A 15875-nucleotide genomic window follows, 5' to 3' on the forward strand; every position below is an offset into this window, starting at 1 on the left:
ATCGGAAGCTTGCCGGGGCCGGCAAGGAGATCTGGCGAATGGTACCCGTGCGATCCGATTTCGCCTAGTGAAATCAACCCCGATTTGGCGGGGGTCGCATCACCGATATACTCCGCCCGGAATTCGTCCTCATGCGGGGTGTGGGTGGCCCCCGCCACCCGCGATTCACGTCGCCTTTCCCATCGACCACGCCCGAGGAGCCCCCCGATGAGCCTCGCCCTGATCGTGCTGCTGCCCTTCATCGGCGCGCTCTTTCCCGCGCTGATGATCCGCGCCGGCCGCAGCGCCTGCGCGACCACCGCCTTCGTCTTTCCGCTCATCGCCCTCGTGCTGCTGCTCGCGCAGGCGCCGGCGGTGTTCCGCGGCGAGGTCCTCGTCGCCGCCTGGGACTGGGTGCCCGCGCTCGGCCTGCAGGCGGGCTTCTTCCTCGACGGGCTGGGCATGTTCTTCGCCGGGCTGATCCTGGGCATCGGCCTGCTCGTGATCGTCTACGCCCGCTTCTATCTCGCCAAGAGCGACCCGATGGGCGTGTTCTACAGCTATCTGCTGCTCTTCCAGGGCGCGATGGTGGGCGTCGTCCTGTCCGACAACATCCTGCTGCTGCTGGTGTTCTGGGAGCTCACCAGCCTGTCGTCCTTCCTGCTCATCGGCTACTGGAAGCACCTGCCCGAGGGCCGCCAGGGCGCGCGCATGGCGCTCGCCGTGACCGGCGCCGGCGGCCTGGCGATGATCGCCGGCATGCTGATCCTGGGCGACATCGCCGGCTCCTGGAACCTCACCGACATCCTGCAGCAGAAGGAGGCGATCCAGGCCTCGCCGCTCTACCTGCCGGCGCTGGTGCTGATCCTCGCCGGTTGCTTCACCAAGAGCGCGCAGTTCCCCTTCCACTTCTGGCTGCCGCACGCGATGGCGGCGCCCACCCCGGTGTCGGCCTACCTGCACTCGGCGACCATGGTGAAGGCGGGCCTCTTCCTGATGGCGCGCATGTGGCCGGTGCTCGCCGGGACGACCGAGTGGTTCTACCTCGTCGCCACCACCGGCCTGGTGACCATGCTGGTGGCGGCCGGCATCGCGCTGTTCAAGGACGACCTCAAGGGCCTGCTGGCCTACTCCACCGTCAGCCACCTCGGCCTGGTGACCATGCTGCTCGGCTTCGGCACGCCGCTCGCGGCGGTGGCCGCCGTGTTCCACATCCTCAACCACGCCACCTTCAAGGCCGCGCTGTTCATGAACGCCGGCATCGTCGATCACGAGGCCGGCACGCGCGACATCCGCCGCCTCGGCGGCCTGCTCCAGCTGATGCCGATCACCGCGACCATGGCGATGGTGGCGGGGGCCTCGATGGCCGGCCTGCCGCCGCTCAACGGCTTCCTCTCCAAGGAGATGATGCTGCACGAGGCGGTCGACACCACCTGGCTGGGCAACGGCTGGATCGTCGCCGCGCTGGCCACGCTGGCGGCGTGCTTCTCGGTGGCCTACTCGTTCCGCTACATCGTGCACGTCTTCTTCGGTGCGCGCCGCGACGACGATGCGCACACGCCGCACGACCCGCCCGCCGGCATGTGGTTGCCGCCGGCGCTGCTGGTGGTGCTGGTGGTGGCGATCGGGCTCTTCCCCGACAGCGTGGCGGGGCCGCTGGTGGCGGTGGTGGCGCGCGCCGTCACCGGCGGGGCGGTGATGGACTATCACCTCGCGCTCTGGCACGGCTTCACCCCGGCGCTCGGCCTGTCGGCGATCGCGGTCGCGGTCGGCCTGGGCGCGCTCGTCGCCTACCGGCGCGTGCGCGCGCTCTGGCAGGCGGGGCCGCACCCCGAGGCCAAGGCGATGTTCGACGCCTTCATCGAGGGCGCGGCCGCGCTCGCCCGCGGCATCACCCACGGCCTGCACAACGGCTCGCTGCAGCGCTATCTCGCCTTCGCGCTCACCGCCTTCACGCTCGCCGGCTTCGCCGCCTTCCTCGCCGCGCCCCACGCCGCGGGCACGCGCGCGCTGCTGCCGGCGCACCCGGCCGCGATCGCCGCCTGGGTGCTGCTGGTGGGCGGCTGCGCGCTCACCGTGATGCTGTTCCGCCGCCGCGTGCTGTCGGTGCTGGTGGTGGGCACGGTGGGGCTGATCGTGTGCCTGGCCTTCATCTACCTGTCCGCGCCCGACCTCGCGCTGACGCAGATCTCGGTCGAGGTCGCCACCGTGATCCTGATCCTGCTCGCGCTCTACTTCCTGCCCAAGGAAGGTCCGCAGAGCTCCTCGGTGCGCGCCGATCCGCTGCGCCACCTGCGCGACGGCGTGCTCGCCATCGTGGCCGGCATCGGCATGGCCGGGGCGAGCTGGGCGATGCTCACCCGCGACGGCAGCTCGCTGTCGAGCTACTACCTCGACAACTCGGTCTCGGGCGGCGGCGGCACCAACGTGGTCAACGTGATCCTGGTCGACTTCCGCGGCTTCGACACCTTCGGCGAGATCACCGTGCTCGGCATCGCCGCGCTGGCGATCTACGCCCTGCTCGACGGCGCGCTCTTCGGCCGCACCGGCCGTCGTCTGGGCGCGTGGTCCCCCGACCGTCCGCAGTCGGCCGACCGCCACCCGATGATCATGGTGGTGGCCACCCGGGTCATGCTGCCGCTGGCGATGCTGGTCGGCGCCTACATCTTCCTGCGCGGCCACAACCAGCCGGGCGGCGGCTTCATCGCCGCGCTCGTGGTGTCGATCGCGCTGATCATGCAGTACATGGCGAGCGGCTTCGGCTGGGCGGCGCATCGGGTCAAGGTCAACTACCACGCCATGATCGGCCTTGGCGTGCTGGTGGCCGCCGCCACCGGCATCGGCGCGATGGTGCTCGACCAGCCCTTCCTCACCTCCACCTTCGGCCACTTCCACCTGCCGCTGGTGGGCGAGTTCGAGCTCGCCAGCGCGATGGCCTTCGACACCGGGGTCTTCCTCACCGTGGTCGGCGCGGTCATGCTCGCGCTCGCCAACCTCTCGCGCATGGGGCGCTGGACCAGCCCCTACACCATCAACACCGGCGCGATGGACGTGGATCCGCGCGCCGCCTCGGGCAAGGAGCAGGGCTGATGGAATTCCTCGTCGCCAGCGCCATCGGCGTGATGACCGCGGCCGGCATCTACATGGTGCTGCGCGCGCGCACCTTCCCGGTGGTGATCGGCCTGTCGCTGCTCACCTACGCCACCAACCTGTTCCTGTTCGCCACCGGCCGCCTGGCGATCGGCCAGCCGCCGGTGATCTCCGCCGCCGCCACGGGCTACATCGACCCGCTGCCGCAGGCGCTCGTGCTCACCGCGATCGTGATCTCCTTCGGCATGACCGCGGTGGTGGTGGTGATGGCGCTGCGCGCCTACCTCGAGACCGGCAACGACCACGTCGACCTGCCCGGCGACGCCTCGCCCGAGGCCGCCGAGGACGACTGGAAGCTGCGCGCCCGCAAGCCGGCGCCGGCGACGGCGCGCAGCGGTCGCGGGGAGCGCGCATGAACCACCTGTTGATCCTCCCCATCCTGCTGCCGGCCGTGGTCGGCGCGCTGCTGGTGCTGGCCGCGCGCCACGACGGCGTGCTCGCGCGCACCTTCGCGGTGGCCTCCACCGTGCTGCTGCTCGCCATCGCCGTCGCGCTGCTGGTGCTCGCCAGCGACGGCCAGGTGCGCAGCTACGCGCTCGGCGCCTGGCCCGCGCCCTTCGGCATCGTGCTCGCGCTCGACCGCCTGGCGGCGCTGATGCTGGTGCTCAATGCCATCCTCGGCCTCGGCGTGCTGCTGTACGCGATCGGCGGCTGGGACCAGCGCGGCAAGCACTTCCACCCGCTCTTCCAGTTCGAGCTGATGGGCATCAACGGCGCCTTCCTCACCGGCGACTTCTTCAACCTCTTCGTGTTCTTCGAGATCCTGCTGATCGCCTCCTACGGCCTCATGGTGCATGGCGGCGGCGGGCTGCGGGTGAAGGCGGGCGTGCAGTACGTGGTCACCAACCTGGTCGGCTCCTCGGTGTTCCTGATCGCGGTCGGCATGATCTACAACGTCACCGGCACCCTCAACATGGCCGACCTCGCGCGCATCGTCCCGCAGGTGCCGGCGGCCGACCAGGCGCTGCTGCAGACCGGCGCGGTGCTGCTGCTGCTGGTGTTCGCGGTCAAGGCCGCGCTCGTGCCGCTGCACTTCTGGCTGCCCGGCACCTACGCCAACGCGCCCGGCCCGGTGGCGGCGCTGTTCGCGATCATGACCAAGGTGGGCGCCTATTCCATCCTGCGCCTGTACGTGCTCGCCTTCGGCGCCGACGCCGGGGCCGCGGCCTGGCTCGCCGCGCCCTGGCTGCTGCCGGCCGGGCTGCTCACCCTGGTGCTGGGCATGACCGGCGTGCTCGCCGCGCGCAGCCTCGGCCAGATGGCCAGCTTCGCGGTGATCGGCTCGATGGGCATGCTGCTCGCCACCGTGGCGGTGTTCACTCCGCAGGCCACCAGCGCCGCGCTGTACTACCTCATCCACTCCACGCTCGCCGCCGGCGCGCTCTTCCTCGTCGCCGACCTCGTCGCCGAGCGCCGCGGCGCGCAGCGCGACCGCTTCGCCGCGGCGCCGCGCATCGCCCAGGGCGGGCTGGTCGGCGGCCTGTTCTTCGTCGCCGCCATCGCCATGACCGGCATGCCGCCGCTGTCCGGCTTCATCGGCAAGCTGCTGGTGCTCGACGGCGTGCGCGCCTCGGCGCACGCGGCCTGGTTCTGGGCGCTGATCCTGACGACCTCGCTGATCGCCATCGTCGGCTTCGCGCGCGCCGGCAGCTTCGTGTTCTGGAAGGCGCACGCGCTGCCCGCCGCGCCCGCGTCCGCCTATCGCCCGGACGGCGCGCTGTCCTTCGTCGCCGTGGGCGGGCTGCTGGCCTGCCTGGTGCTGCTCACCGCGTTCGCCGGCCCGGTGCACGCCTGGCTGGAGCTCGTCGCGGCGCAGCTCTACGCCCCGGCCGGCTACATCGACGCGGTGCTCGGCACCGCACAGGGGGTGCGCTGATGGGCGCGAAGCACGACAAGCTCGACCCGCGCAGCTTCACCGAACGCTGGCTGCCGCATCCGCTCATGAGCGCGGTGCTGGTGCTGCTGTGGATGCTGCTGCTCAACAGTTTCAGCTTCGGCGGGCTGGTGGTGGGCGTGGTGCTCGCGGTGGTGATCACGCGGGTGACGAGCAACTTCTGGCCCGAGCGCCCGCCGGTCAAGTCCTGGACCAAGGCCTTCGCCTACCTCGGCGTGGTGGCCTGGGACGTGGTGGTCGCCAACCTGCAGGTCACCCGCCTGATCCTGTTCCGGCCGGTGGGCAGCCTGGCCACGCGCTGGGTGGTGGTGCCGCTCGAGCTGCGCTCGCCCGAGGCCATCACCGTGCTCGCCGGCACCATCACGATGACGCCCGGAACGGTGTCCTGCGACCTCTCCGCCGACGGCCGCAGCCTGCTCGTGCACTGCCTCGACGCGCCCGACGCCGAGGAGGCCGTGCGCCAGATGAAGGAACGCTACGAGGACCGCCTCCAGGAGATCTTCCCGTGATCGAATACGCCCTGCAGTTCGGCTTCGCCACCGCCTCGCTCGCGCTGCTGCTCAACCTGTGGCGGCTGCTGCGCGGCCCCGCGCTCATGGACCGCGTGCTCGCGGTCGACACCATGGTGATCAACATCATCGCGCTGATCGTGCTCGCCGGCATCCAGCAGCGCGCCACCTACTTCTTCGAGGCCGCGCTGCTGTTCGCGATGTTCGGCTTCATCTCCACCGTCGCCTACTGCCGCTTCATCCTGCGCGGCGACGTCATCGAGTGAGCGGAGACCCCTCATGACCTTCGTGCTCGAACTCCTCGTCTCGCTGCTGATCGTCGCCGGCGGCAGCTTCCTGCTCATCGGCTCCATCGGCATGGTCAAGCTGCCCGACCTGCTCACCCGCCTGCACGCGCCCACCAAGGCGACCACGCTCGGCGTGGGCGGCGCGCTCGCCGCGTCCATGGTGTTCTTCGCCGGGCTGGAGGGCACGCTGTCCATCCACGAGGTGCTGATCACCGCCTTCCTGTTCATGACCGCACCGCTCAGCGCCCACTTCATCGCCAAGGCCCACCTGCACGAGCACACCGAACTGCGCGACGGCCTCCCGCCCACCGGCCGCCCCTACGGCTGGAGCACCTTCGACGCCGCCCCCGGCCCCAGCGAGCCCGACGACGAAGACGAGCGCCGCGGCGCCCACGACTGAGCCCCGCCAGTCGCCCGATCGCGACTCGCGTCGCTCCCACAGCCCCGCGGTTCTCCGTAGGAGCGACGCAAGTCGCGATCACAGCCTTCCCGCCCCGACCCCGCCCCTCGCCGCCGCACCGCCCGATCGCGACTTGCGTCGCTCCCACAACGCCCCCCGAAGCGCCGCGGTTCTCCGCCCGATCGCGACTTGCGTCGCTCCCACAGGGCCCCCCGAAGCGCGGCGGTTCCCCGTAGGAGCGACGCAAGTCGCGATTACAGCTCCCCCGCAAGCGCGGCGGTTCTCCGCAGGAGCGGCGGGCGCGCCCTGGCACGCGGCCGGGCGCGCTCGGATGTCATCCGAAGCGCTCGTCCTCGCGCAGGAAGCGCCACTGCCCGAGCGGCAGGTCGCCGAGCTTCACGTGGCCGATGCGGACGCGCTTGAGGCCCACCACCTTCAGCCCCACCAGCTCGCACATGCGGCGGATCTGGCGTTTGCGGCCCTCGCGCAGCACGAAGCGCAGCTGGTCGTCGTTGATCCATTCGACCTCGGCCGGGCGCAGCGGGCGGTCGTCCAGCCACAGCCCGTGGTTGAGCAGCGCCAGCCCGTTCTCGGCCAGCGTGCCCTCGACGCGGACGATGTATTCCTTTTCGACCTTCGAGTCCTCGCCGATGAGCTGGCGGGCGATGCGGCCGTCCTGGGTGAGGACCAGCAGGCCGGTGGAGTCGATGTCGAGCCGGCCCGCGGGGGCGAGGTTCTTCAGGTGGCTGGGGTGGAAGCGCTGGGCGACGTCGCGGTCGGCCTGGTTGTCGGGGCCGATCAGGCTCACCGCGGGGGAATAGCCCGGCTCGGGCTGCCCGGAGACATAGCCCACCGGCTTGTGCAGCAGGATGGTGGCGCGCTGCTGCTGGGTGCGCGTGGCCTCGGGGGCGAGGGTGACGCGGGCGTCCTGGCCGACGCGCACGCCGAGCTCCGACACGCGCCGGCCATCGACGAAGACCCAGCCGCGCTCGATGAACTCGTCGGCCTCGCGCCGCGAGCACAGGCCGCGCTCGGCCATCAGCTTCGACAGCCGCACGCCCTCGACGGCGGCCCGCGCCTGCGCGGCTTCGGCGATGGCGGCCGCGGAGGCGGCGCGCGCTTCGAACGTGGTCGCGGCGGGGGGAGACGGGCGCTGGTCGCCTCTGCGCTCCGGCGCGGATTCCCGGCGCTGGGGACGCTCCTCGCCCGTGCGTTGCGGACCCGACGAGCGCGGCGCGGCGCGTCCGCCATCCTCGCGATTCGAGGAGAAGTCGCGCCGCGGCGCACGTTCGTCGTCCCGGCGGCCCTGGGCGGACTCCCGGCGCGGGGCGCGTTCGTCCGCACCGCGTGCCGGCGCCCCGTCCCGGCGTGGCGGACGTGCATCTCCGCGCGGTGCGCGATCCTCGGCGCTGCGGCGCGGCGCGAAGTCGCCACGCGGGGCGCGCTCCTGGTCGCGCGCGGCAGCGCCCGGGGTACGTGGCGTGCGTTCCTTGTCGCGTGGGGCAGCGCCCGGAGTACGCGGTGTGCGTTCCTTGTCACGTGAAGCGGCGCCCGGAGTACGCGGCGTACGCTCCTGGTCGCGTGGGGCAGCGCCCGGAGTACGCGGTGTGCGTTCTTGGTCACGCGGGGCGGTGCCTGGAGTACGCGGTGTGCGATCGCCACGTGCCGGCTTGGCGCCGTCTTCGCGGCGCGCGGGTTTGGCGCCTTCGTCCCGACGCGGGCCGCGTTCGTTCCGTTCCGGCTTCGCGGCACGCTCGGGGCGCCGCGAGGGCCGCTCGCCGGCGGCGGGCCTCGCGGGGGCCGGGTCCCGCGGCGTGCGCGATTCGGCCGCGGACTCGCGCCCGGAAGACGCCTCCTCGGCAGGCGCTTCGTCGTCCGCAGGCTTGCGCACGCCGAGCGTGCCCTGGATGCGCGAGGGTTGAGGGGTGGGCGGCTTTCTGCGGATGGTGTTCAACGTGATTCCCCGACGGTTCGAGAGCGCATTATCGCCGATGGCCGTGGCGATCACGAACGCACGTGAGCGGCCGCTGATCGCGACTGTGGGAGCGACGCAAGTCGCGATCGTGCGGTGGGGAGGCGAGGAGCGTGGTCGGGGCGGGAAGGCTGTGATCGCGACTTGCGTCGCTCCTACGGGAAACCGCCGTGCTTCGGGCGGGGCTGTGGGAGCGACGCAAGTCGCGATGGGGCGGAGAACCGCCGGGCTTCGGGGGGTGTTGTGGGAGCGACGCGAGTCGCGATGGGGCGGAGAACCGCCGGGCTTCAGGGGGTGTTGTGGGAGCGACGCGAGTCGCGATGGGGCAGAGAACCGCCGCGCTTCAGGGGGTGTTGTGGGAGCGACGCGAGTCGCGATCGGACAGAGAACCGCGGCGCTTCGGGGGGTGTGGTGGGAGCGACGCGAGTCGCGATCGTGCGGTGCGGTGGCAAGGGGCGTGGTCGGGGCGGGAAGGCTGTGATCGCGACTTGCGTCGCTCCTACATCTCGCTTCGGGCGTTGTGGTGTGGCGGAGACGCGTTCCCTTCGGCTTCCGCGAGCGCGTCTCCGAGTGCGCCGGTGATCGGAGCGATGCCCGAGCGGTGCGCGGCGCGGGACATGGCGTGGGCGGCGAGGGGGGCGGTGGCGAGGAGGACGAGCATCGCGAACAGCGCGGCGAGTGCGAAGCCGCCTTCGCTCGCGGCGGCCACGCCGGCGAGGATCAGCGCGGCGCCGAGCGCGCCGGCCTTGCTGGCGGCGTGCATGCGGGTGTAGCTGTCGGGCAGGCGCAGCACGCCGATCGCGCCGATCAGGCCGATCGACGCGCCGAGCAGCAGCAGGGCCGAGGATAGCCAGGCAAGGAATCCACTCATCGCGCAGCCTCCCCGTTCGCGCAAGGTTCCCGCTCCGTGACCGCACCGCCACTCGCTTCCCACTCCGTCCGCTCCGTCCCCGCCGCCTCCCCACCCCCCGGCGCGCGACCATGCGGGCCCGCTGCCGGGTCGGCCTCGCGGCCGCGGCGGTGGAAGAGGAGGATGAAGGCGGTGGTGCCGAGGAAGGACACCAGGGACAGCACCACCGCGGCGTCGAGCAGCATGGGCTGGCCGGTGGACAAGGCGAGCAGGGCGATCGTGGCGATGGCGATCATGCTCAGCGCGTCGATCGCCACCACGCGGTCGGGCGCGCGCGGGCCGCGCACCAGGCGCAGCAGGATCAGCGCGGCGGCGAGGGCGAGCAGCGCGAAGGTGAGCGGCAGCACCCACGCCGCCCCGGCGATGCCGGCGTTCATGGCGTGTCCCTCCCGGTCGCATCCCCGGCATCCGCAGGCGCGCCGGCGTCGAGCCAGCGCAGCAGGCGGCGCTCGATCTCGCGCACCCCGGCCTCGACCTCGGCGGCCGTGCGCGCGTCGAGCGCGTGGATGTACATGAGGCCGGATTCCGGCCGGTAGTCGAGCGCCATCGTGCCCGGCGTGAGCGTCAGCAGGCAGCCGAGCAGGGTGGCGAAGCGATCGTCCGGACGCGCCAGGCGCATCGCCACCACCGCCGGTTGCGGCGCCGCCGCGCGACCGAGCACGATGCGCGCCACCCCCACGCTGGCGCGGAAGATCTCGCCGACGAACCACAGCGCGAACGCGCTGCCGAGCTCGAGCCGGCGCAGGTAGCGGCGGATGCCCAGGAGGTCGATCGCCAGGCGCAGCGCGACATATACCGCGACGAAGGCGGCGCACACGCCCAGCGGCCGCAGCGCGTCGGCATAGGCCGCGAGGCCGATCGCGAGCAGGAGGTGCAGGCCCAGCATGCTCAGTTTCCTCCCGCGCGCACGACCGCGTCGATGTAGGCCGCCGGGGCGGCGAGCTGCTGCGCCGCGGCCACCGCGTAGTCCATCACCGGCCCGGCCGCGAGGCCGATCGCCACCGTCATCGCCGCCAGCGCGCCCACCGCCCACAGCGCGGGCCGCAGCCCGTCCGCGCTGCGCAGGCCGCCCCCGCTTCCGTCGCCCCCGCTTCCGCCCCCAGCGCTCCCGCTCCCCTCGCCGGCCGGATGCGGCTTCAGGAAGGCCTCGTTCCAGATCTTGCTCATCGACAGCAGCGTGAACAGGCCGGTGAGCAGCGCCACGCCGGCGGCGACCCAGGCGCGTGCGTCCAGGCTGGCCTCGACCAGCACGAACTTGGCCCAGAAGCCCGACAGCGGCGGAATGCCGGCCAGCGACAGCGCGGGAATCGCGAACAGCACCGCCAGCCAGGGCGCGTGCGCGTACAGCCCGCCCATCGCCGCCAGGCGCTCCGAGCCGGTCAGGCGCGCGGCGATGCCGCCGATGAAGAACAGGTTGGCCTTCACCACGATGTGGTGGATCAGGTAGAACACCGCTCCGGCGAGCGCGAGCGGCGTCGCCAGCGCCAGCCCCAGGATCATGTAGCCGACCTGGCTGACGATGTGGAAGGACAGGATGCGCCGCACCTCGACCTGCGCCGCGGCGCCGAGCACGCCGATCAGCATGGTCGCGCACGCCACCCACAGCAGCACCTCGTGGGCGATGCCCGCTTCCGGCCAGAACAGCGTGACGAGGCGGATCAGCGCATACACGCCGACCTTGGTGAGCAGGCCGGCGAAGAGCGCCGACACCGGCGTCCACGCCACGTGGTAGGAGGCCGGCAGCCAGCCGAAGACCGGGAACAGCGCGGCCTTGATCGAGAACGCGGTCAGCATCAGCACCACCGCCGCGTGCGCGGTCACGGGCACCTCGCCGGCGGCGAAGGCCTGCGCCAGCAGCGCCATGTTGAGGCTGCCGCTGGCGCCGTAGAGCAGGCCGGCAGCGAGCAGGAACATCATCGTCGCCACCAGGTTGAGCACCACATACACCACCGTGCCCGCCAGCCGGCGCTTGCCGCCACCCAGCACCAGCAGCGCGAAGGAGCCCACCAGCAGCACTTCGAACCAGACGTAGAGGTTGAACACGTCGCCGGTGATGAAGGCGCCGCACACACCCACCAGCAGGCCGTGCACCAGCACGTGGAAGTCGCGCCCGCGCGCCGGGTCTTCGTCGCGTGCGAGTGCGAACACGATGGTCGCGCTGCCGACGATGCCGGTGATCGCCACCATCGCCGCGGAGAGCCGGTCGATCACCAGCGTGATGCCGTAGGGGGCCACCCAGCCGCCGGCCTGGCTGGCTAGGATCCCGCCCTGCGCCGCCAGCGCCACCAGCGCGAGCCCGACGCCGGCGAGGGCAAGCGCGCCGGCCAGGCTCAGCGCCGCCACCGCGCGTGGCCAAGGGCGCGCGAACAGGGTCGCCACCAGGGTGGCGAGCGGGATCAGCAGCGGGGCGACGACGAGCGCGTTCATGCGGCGTCTCGCGGCGCGGGCAGGTCCGGCGCCGGCTCCTCGGCCACCGCGGTGATGCGGTCGGTCTCGACGTGGCCGTGCAGCGCCCAGCTGCGCTCGAGCACCGCGAGCGCGAACACGAAGAGCGCGAAGCCGATCACGATCGCGGTCAGCACCAGCGCCTGGGGCAGCGGATTCGCGGCCAGCGCCGGCGCGCCCGCCGTGGTCGCGAAGGCCGCGGCGAGCCCGTCGAGCCGCCCCGCGGAGAACACCGCCAGGTTCACCCCGTTGCCGAGCACCACCACCCCGAGCACCACGCGCAGCAGCCCGCGGTCGAGCATCATCCAGATCCCGATCGCCACCAGCACGCCGACGGTGAGCGCAACGACGATTTCCATCTTCAGTCCTCCCGCTCGAGCACGCCGAGCAGCACGTGCAGCACCGCGCCGAGCACGGTCAGGAACACCCCGAGGTCGAACAGCAGCGGCGTGCCCAGCGCCAGCCCGGCGGGGAAGATCCAGTGGCCGGCGAGGAAGGGGCCGCCGTGGAACAGCCCCACCAGCCCGGCGCAGGCCGCGACCCCCAGCCCGCCCGCCAGCATCGCCAGCGGCGGCACGCGCAGCAGCGCGCGCGCCCGCGTGGTGCCGAAGGCGAGCGCCACCAGCACCGCCGCGCTCGCCGCCACCAGGCCGCCGATGAAGCCGCCCCCGGGCAGGTTGTGGCCGCGCCACAGCAGCATCAGCGCCACCAGGGCGAGCAGCGCCGACAGCGGCAGGATGCCCTGACGCAGCAGCACCGAGCCGAAGTCCGCGCTGCCCGCGGTCGCGCCGCGCGTCCGCGCGCCGGGGTCGCCGCCGGCGAGCAGCCCGGCCGCCGCCAGCCCGGCCAGCCCGACGACGAGGATCTCGCCGAGCGTGTCGAGCGCGCGGAAGTCCACCAGGATCACATTCACCACGTTGGCGCCGTGGCCGCCCGGCAGGCTGTTGTCCAGGTACCAGCGCGCGATGTCGCCGGGGAGCGGCTGGCTCACCGTGGTCAGCATCATCGCCGCCACCACCGCGCCGATCACGATCGCCACCACGGCGTGGAAGCGCTTCGCCGCCGGCTTGCGCGAACCCACCAGGCGGGTCGGCGGCAGGCGGCGCAGCACCAGGGCGAGGAAGATCACCGTCAGGGTCTCGACCATCAGCTGCGTGATCGCCACGTCGGGCGCGCGCGCGGCGAGGAAGAACAGCGCCATGCCCAGCCCGCTCGCCCCCAGCGTGGCGACCAGCGCGACGCGGCCGGGGCTCACTGCGGCGGCGGCCGCGCCCGCCACCGCGAGCACGCAGCCGAGCGCCGCGGCGAGGTTGATCGGGCTGGTGGCCTGCGGCCAGGCAAGGCCGTCGCCGGTCGAGGCGAACAGCCCGATCAGCGCGCAGCCGGCGATCGCCAGCACCAGCGCGCTGATGTGCTGGCGCAGCGAGCCGTGCTGGAAGCGGTCGGCCACGCCGCCGGCGAACACGAACACGCGCTTCAGCAGGCGGTCCCAGATGCGGTCGCCGCTCACCCGCCACAGCACGCGCCACAGCGACAGGCGGCGGCGCAGGCGGGTGCGCTGCAGGTAGAAGAACACCCCCAGCGCCACGGTGAGCAGGCTGGCGAGCAGGGCCGGGGTGACGCCGCCCCACAGATACAGGTTCACCGGCACCGTGGCGCGCGACACCGCCTGCACCGCGGCGTCGATCAGCCACACCTCGGCGAGGTTGTTGAAGGCGCCGAACACGAAGCCACCGATCGCCAGCAGCATCGGCCCCAGCCACATCGGCAGGCTCACCTCGTGCGGCGGCTGCGGGTAGCGCCCCTCGCGGCCGAGGAAGGCGCGCACGAAGACGAGGCCGGCGGCGGTCAGCAGCAGCGCGTTGGTGAGGATCATCACCGCGGTGGTGACCCAGCCCGCTACGCCGAGCTCGATCAGCCCGGCGTACTTGAACTCCTTGGCGATGAAGCCGAAGAAGGGCGGCAGCCCGGCATTGGAGAAGGCCGCCAGCGCCACCGCGAAGCCGGTCAGCGGCATGTGGCGGATCAGCCCGCCCAGCAGCGCGATCTGGCGCGTGCCGGTGGCGTGGTCGATGGCGCCCACCGCCATGAACAGCGCCGCCTTGTAGAACGCGTGCGCCACCAGGTAGATCGCGAAGGCCTGCAGGCCGTAGTGGGTGTTGGTGCCGAGCAGCATTACGAGCTGGCCGAGCACGGTCACCGTCGTGTAGGCCAGCACGCGCTTGAGGTCGGTCTGGCGGATCGCCAGCACCGCGCCGACCAGCGCGGTGGCGGCGCCCACGGTGATCAGGATCGTCCCCCAGCTCGTCGAGCCCCCGAGCGCCGGGTTGAGGCGCGCGAGCAGATACACCCCGGCCTTCACCATCGTCGCCGAGTGCAGGTAGGCCGACACCGGCGTGGGCGCCGCCATCGCGTTGGGCAGCCAGAGGTGGAAGGGCAGCTGCGCCGACTTGGTGAAGGCGCCGATCAGCACCAGCGCGAGGATCGCGGGGTAGAGCGCGTGCTCGGCGATCGCCTCGCCCGACAGCCCGGAGAACTGCCAGCTCCCGCCCACGCTGCCGAGCAGGATCAGCCCCGCGAGCAGCGCCAGCCCGCCGCCACCGGTGATCAGCAGCGCCTGCAGCGCCGCGCGGCGCGACTCCGCCTTGTCGTGCTGGAAGGCGATGAGCAGGAAGGAGCAGACGCTGGTCAGCTCCCAGAACACGAACATCGCGATCAGGTCGTCCGCCAGCACCAGCCCGAGCATGGCCGCCATGAAGCCGAGCAGGCAGGCGTGGAAGCGGCCGAGGTGGTGGTGGTCGGAGAGATAGGCGCCGGCATAGAGCACGATCAGCGTGCCGATGCCGGTGATCAGCAGCGCGAACAGCAGCGACAGCCCGTCGAGCCGGAAGGCGAGCTCCACCCCCAGCGCCGGCACCCAGGCCAGGCTGGACGTGACGACCCCGCCGCCGGCGACGGTCGGCATGTGGACGAGAAAGTGGACAAAGGCCGCCAGCGGCGCCAGCGCGAGCACCCAGCCCGCGCGCTCGCCGAGGCGGCCGACCAGCGGCACCGCGGCCAGCATCGCGAAGGCGATCAGGCCGATGCTGGCAAGCACGTCCTACCCCGGCAGGTGCTGGTCAAGATGAAGTCTCCCAAACGAAGCCAGCGCGCCGATCGGGCACGCCTTGCGTGTTTCTGTCCGGAGACTGACCGTCGGCTTGCGGGCGGGGTTCCGCAAAACGGCGGGAGGGGGGGCGGGGAGAAGCGGGAGAAGCGGGAGAAGCGGGAGAAGCGGTGAAGCGGGGGAGGCGGGGAGGCGGGGAGGCGGGGAGGCGGGGCAGTGGTGAAGCGGGGAAAACGGGAAGCGGCAACGCGCTCCCCCTCCTTGCGGCGGGGAGCGCGGATGCCGGGCCGGGCCCTAGTGTGCGTGGTGGGCAACGCGCGGCTGGCCGTGCGCGCCGATTTCCGGGTGGGCGTCGTAGAGGCCGCTCTGGCGAGCGAAGCAGCCGTTCAGCGGGCATTTCTGACCGGGCGGGCAGCCATGTTCGAAAGCGCATTCCCTACGGGTTTCGTCCAGCAGCACCATTTGATTCATGGCTTCGCAACGGGCGATCGGGGCGTCGAATGTACACATGATGGTCTCCTTCCAATGTCGCGGTCTCTTCTCGGTAGAGTCGGAAAACCGTGACTTATTTCACGAACTGTTCGCTTCCAATCTAGGTGCTTGTTGCGCAAACGCAGCGTGAATATGGACAAAGGTTGACCAGGATCAAGCTTCAGCCAATTTTTCCGCCAAGGCCGCCTATCGGCCCCGCCAGCGCCGAACCGCACCGGGCCACGGCCGAAGATCGCCGCCGGCGCTGAACGACATCGGGCCACAGGCGTTGGCATGGTTTTCGTAGGAGCGACGCAAGTCGCGATCGGGCGGTGCGGTGGTGGTGGGCGTGGTCGGGGCGGGAAGGCTGCAATCGCGACTTGCGTCGCTCCCACGAAAACCGGCGCGCTTCGGGAGGGGCTGTAGGAGCGACGCAAGTCGCGATCAGGCGGTGCGGTGGCGATGGGCGTGGTCGGGGCGGGAAGGCTGCAATCGCGACTTGCGTCGCTCCCACGAAAACCGGCGCGCCTCCGCAGGTGTTGTAGGAGCGACGCAAGTCGCGATCAGGCGGTGCGGTGGTGGTGGGCGTGGTCGGGGCGGGAAAGCTGCAATCGCGACTTGCGTCGCTCCCACGAAAACCGGCGCGCCTCCGCAGGTGTTGTAGGAGCGACGCAAGTCGCGATCAGGCGGTGCGGTGGTGGTGGGCGTGGTCGAGGCGGGAAGGCTGCAATCGCGACTTGCGTCGCTCCCAC

At 71.9% G+C, this 15875-nt stretch carries 14 protein-coding genes; 6 read left to right on the forward strand and 8 right to left on the reverse strand.

Annotated features, from left to right (window positions below; genetic code table 11):
* Positions 1 to 207 precede the first annotated feature (207 nt).
* Genes TMZ1T_RS05375 through TMZ1T_RS05400 form a run of 6 tightly spaced genes read left to right on the forward strand, consistent with a single transcriptional unit; the run spans position 208 to position 6219 of the window.
* Complete coding sequence (locus tag TMZ1T_RS05375; protein WP_012584848.1) at positions 208 to 3069, forward strand: monovalent cation/H+ antiporter subunit A; 2862 nt, start codon at positions 208 to 210, stop codon at positions 3067 to 3069.
* Positions 3069 to 3485: a Na+/H+ antiporter subunit C gene (locus TMZ1T_RS05380; RefSeq protein WP_012584849.1), complete on the forward strand. Its 417-nt coding sequence runs from the start codon at positions 3069 to 3071 to the stop codon at positions 3483 to 3485. The genes TMZ1T_RS05375 and TMZ1T_RS05380 overlap by 1 nt, the downstream gene beginning before the upstream one ends.
* Complete coding sequence (locus tag TMZ1T_RS05385) at positions 3482 to 5005, forward strand: monovalent cation/H+ antiporter subunit D (RefSeq protein WP_012584850.1); 1524 nt, start codon at positions 3482 to 3484, stop codon at positions 5003 to 5005. Before TMZ1T_RS05380 ends, TMZ1T_RS05385 begins: the two co-directional genes overlap by 4 nt.
* Positions 5005 to 5532: a Na+/H+ antiporter subunit E gene (locus tag TMZ1T_RS05390; protein ID WP_012584851.1), complete on the forward strand. Its 528-nt coding sequence runs from the start codon at positions 5005 to 5007 to the stop codon at positions 5530 to 5532. Before TMZ1T_RS05385 ends, TMZ1T_RS05390 begins: the two co-directional genes overlap by 1 nt.
* Positions 5529 to 5798, forward strand: coding sequence for a K+/H+ antiporter subunit F (locus TMZ1T_RS05395; RefSeq protein ID WP_004303955.1), 270 nt, complete (start codon positions 5529 to 5531; stop codon positions 5796 to 5798). The genes TMZ1T_RS05390 and TMZ1T_RS05395 overlap by 4 nt, the downstream gene beginning before the upstream one ends.
* Positions 5799 to 5811: 13 nt before the next feature.
* Positions 5812 to 6219 (forward strand): Na+/H+ antiporter subunit G, encoded by a 408-nt coding sequence (locus tag TMZ1T_RS05400; RefSeq protein ID WP_004303956.1) that lies wholly within the window; start codon positions 5812 to 5814, stop codon positions 6217 to 6219.
* A 334-nt stretch (positions 6220 to 6553) separates the two neighbouring features.
* Here the strand turns inward: TMZ1T_RS05400 and TMZ1T_RS21520 are convergent, their stop codons facing one another.
* The 8 genes from TMZ1T_RS21520 to TMZ1T_RS05440 all read right to left on the reverse strand — a co-directional run bounded on the left by TMZ1T_RS21520 (position 6554) and on the right by TMZ1T_RS05440 (position 15162).
* Positions 6554 to 7276 (reverse strand): pseudouridine synthase, encoded by a 723-nt coding sequence (locus TMZ1T_RS21520; RefSeq protein ID WP_261789177.1) that lies wholly within the window; start codon positions 7274 to 7276, stop codon positions 6554 to 6556.
* A 1414-nt stretch (positions 7277 to 8690) separates the two neighbouring features.
* Positions 8691 to 9062 (reverse strand): monovalent cation/H(+) antiporter subunit G, encoded by a 372-nt coding sequence (gene mnhG / locus TMZ1T_RS05410; protein WP_004326693.1) that lies wholly within the window; start codon positions 9060 to 9062, stop codon positions 8691 to 8693.
* Complete coding sequence (locus TMZ1T_RS05415; RefSeq protein WP_012584853.1) at positions 9059 to 9478, reverse strand: monovalent cation/H+ antiporter complex subunit F; 420 nt, start codon at positions 9476 to 9478, stop codon at positions 9059 to 9061. The genes mnhG and TMZ1T_RS05415 overlap by 4 nt, the downstream gene beginning before the upstream one ends.
* Positions 9475 to 9987, reverse strand: coding sequence for a Na+/H+ antiporter subunit E (locus tag TMZ1T_RS05420; protein WP_012584854.1), 513 nt, complete (start codon positions 9985 to 9987; stop codon positions 9475 to 9477). Before TMZ1T_RS05420 ends, TMZ1T_RS05415 begins: the two co-directional genes overlap by 4 nt.
* 2 nt (positions 9988 to 9989) lie before the next feature.
* Positions 9990 to 11528, reverse strand: a complete 1539-nt coding sequence (locus TMZ1T_RS05425; RefSeq protein WP_012584855.1) for a proton-conducting transporter transmembrane domain-containing protein — start codon at positions 11526 to 11528, stop codon at positions 9990 to 9992.
* The gene (locus TMZ1T_RS05430) at positions 11525 to 11905 is read right to left on the reverse strand and encodes a Na+/H+ antiporter subunit C (protein ID WP_012584856.1); all 381 of its coding nucleotides are present in this window, start codon (positions 11903 to 11905) and stop codon (positions 11525 to 11527) included. The genes TMZ1T_RS05425 and TMZ1T_RS05430 overlap by 4 nt, the downstream gene beginning before the upstream one ends.
* Before the next feature lie 2 nt (positions 11906 to 11907).
* Positions 11908 to 14643: a hydrogen gas-evolving membrane-bound hydrogenase subunit E gene (gene mbhE / locus TMZ1T_RS05435; protein WP_012584857.1), complete on the reverse strand. Its 2736-nt coding sequence runs from the start codon at positions 14641 to 14643 to the stop codon at positions 11908 to 11910.
* 303 nt (positions 14644 to 14946) lie between these two features.
* A complete protein-coding gene (locus TMZ1T_RS05440) occupies positions 14947 to 15162 on the reverse strand; it encodes a hypothetical protein (RefSeq protein ID WP_012584858.1) in 216 nt (71 codons plus the stop codon).
* Positions 15163 to 15875 lie beyond the last annotated feature (713 nt).

This window comes from Thauera aminoaromatica (assembly GCF_000021765.1).
Lineage (GTDB): Bacteria > Pseudomonadota > Gammaproteobacteria > Burkholderiales > Rhodocyclaceae > Thauera > Thauera aminoaromatica.

Bases quoted from the DNA above. Each gene is read 5' to 3' on its own strand.
- TMZ1T_RS05400 (WP_004303956.1), top strand. From the start codon at position 5,812: ATGACCTTCGTGCTCGAACTCCTCGTCTCGCTGCTGATCGTCGCCGGC.
- mnhG (WP_004326693.1), bottom strand. From the start codon at position 9,062: ATGAGTGGATTCCTTGCCTGGCTATCCTCGGCCCTGCTGCTGCTCGGC.
- TMZ1T_RS05440 (WP_012584858.1), bottom strand. From the start codon at position 15,162: ATGTGTACATTCGACGCCCCGATCGCCCGTTGCGAAGCCATGAATCAA.
- TMZ1T_RS05385 (WP_012584850.1), top strand. From the start codon at position 3,482: ATGAACCACCTGTTGATCCTCCCCATCCTGCTGCCGGCCGTGGTCGGC.
- TMZ1T_RS05420 (WP_012584854.1), bottom strand. From the start codon at position 9,987: ATGCTGGGCCTGCACCTCCTGCTCGCGATCGGCCTCGCGGCCTATGCC.
- TMZ1T_RS05380 (WP_012584849.1), top strand. From the start codon at position 3,069: ATGGAATTCCTCGTCGCCAGCGCCATCGGCGTGATGACCGCGGCCGGC.
- TMZ1T_RS05415 (WP_012584853.1), bottom strand. From the start codon at position 9,478: ATGAACGCCGGCATCGCCGGGGCGGCGTGGGTGCTGCCGCTCACCTTC.
- TMZ1T_RS05425 (WP_012584855.1), bottom strand. From the start codon at position 11,528: ATGAACGCGCTCGTCGTCGCCCCGCTGCTGATCCCGCTCGCCACCCTG.
- TMZ1T_RS05430 (WP_012584856.1), bottom strand. From the start codon at position 11,905: ATGGAAATCGTCGTTGCGCTCACCGTCGGCGTGCTGGTGGCGATCGGG.
- TMZ1T_RS05390 (WP_012584851.1), top strand. From the start codon at position 5,005: ATGGGCGCGAAGCACGACAAGCTCGACCCGCGCAGCTTCACCGAACGC.
- TMZ1T_RS05375 (WP_012584848.1), top strand. From the start codon at position 208: ATGAGCCTCGCCCTGATCGTGCTGCTGCCCTTCATCGGCGCGCTCTTT.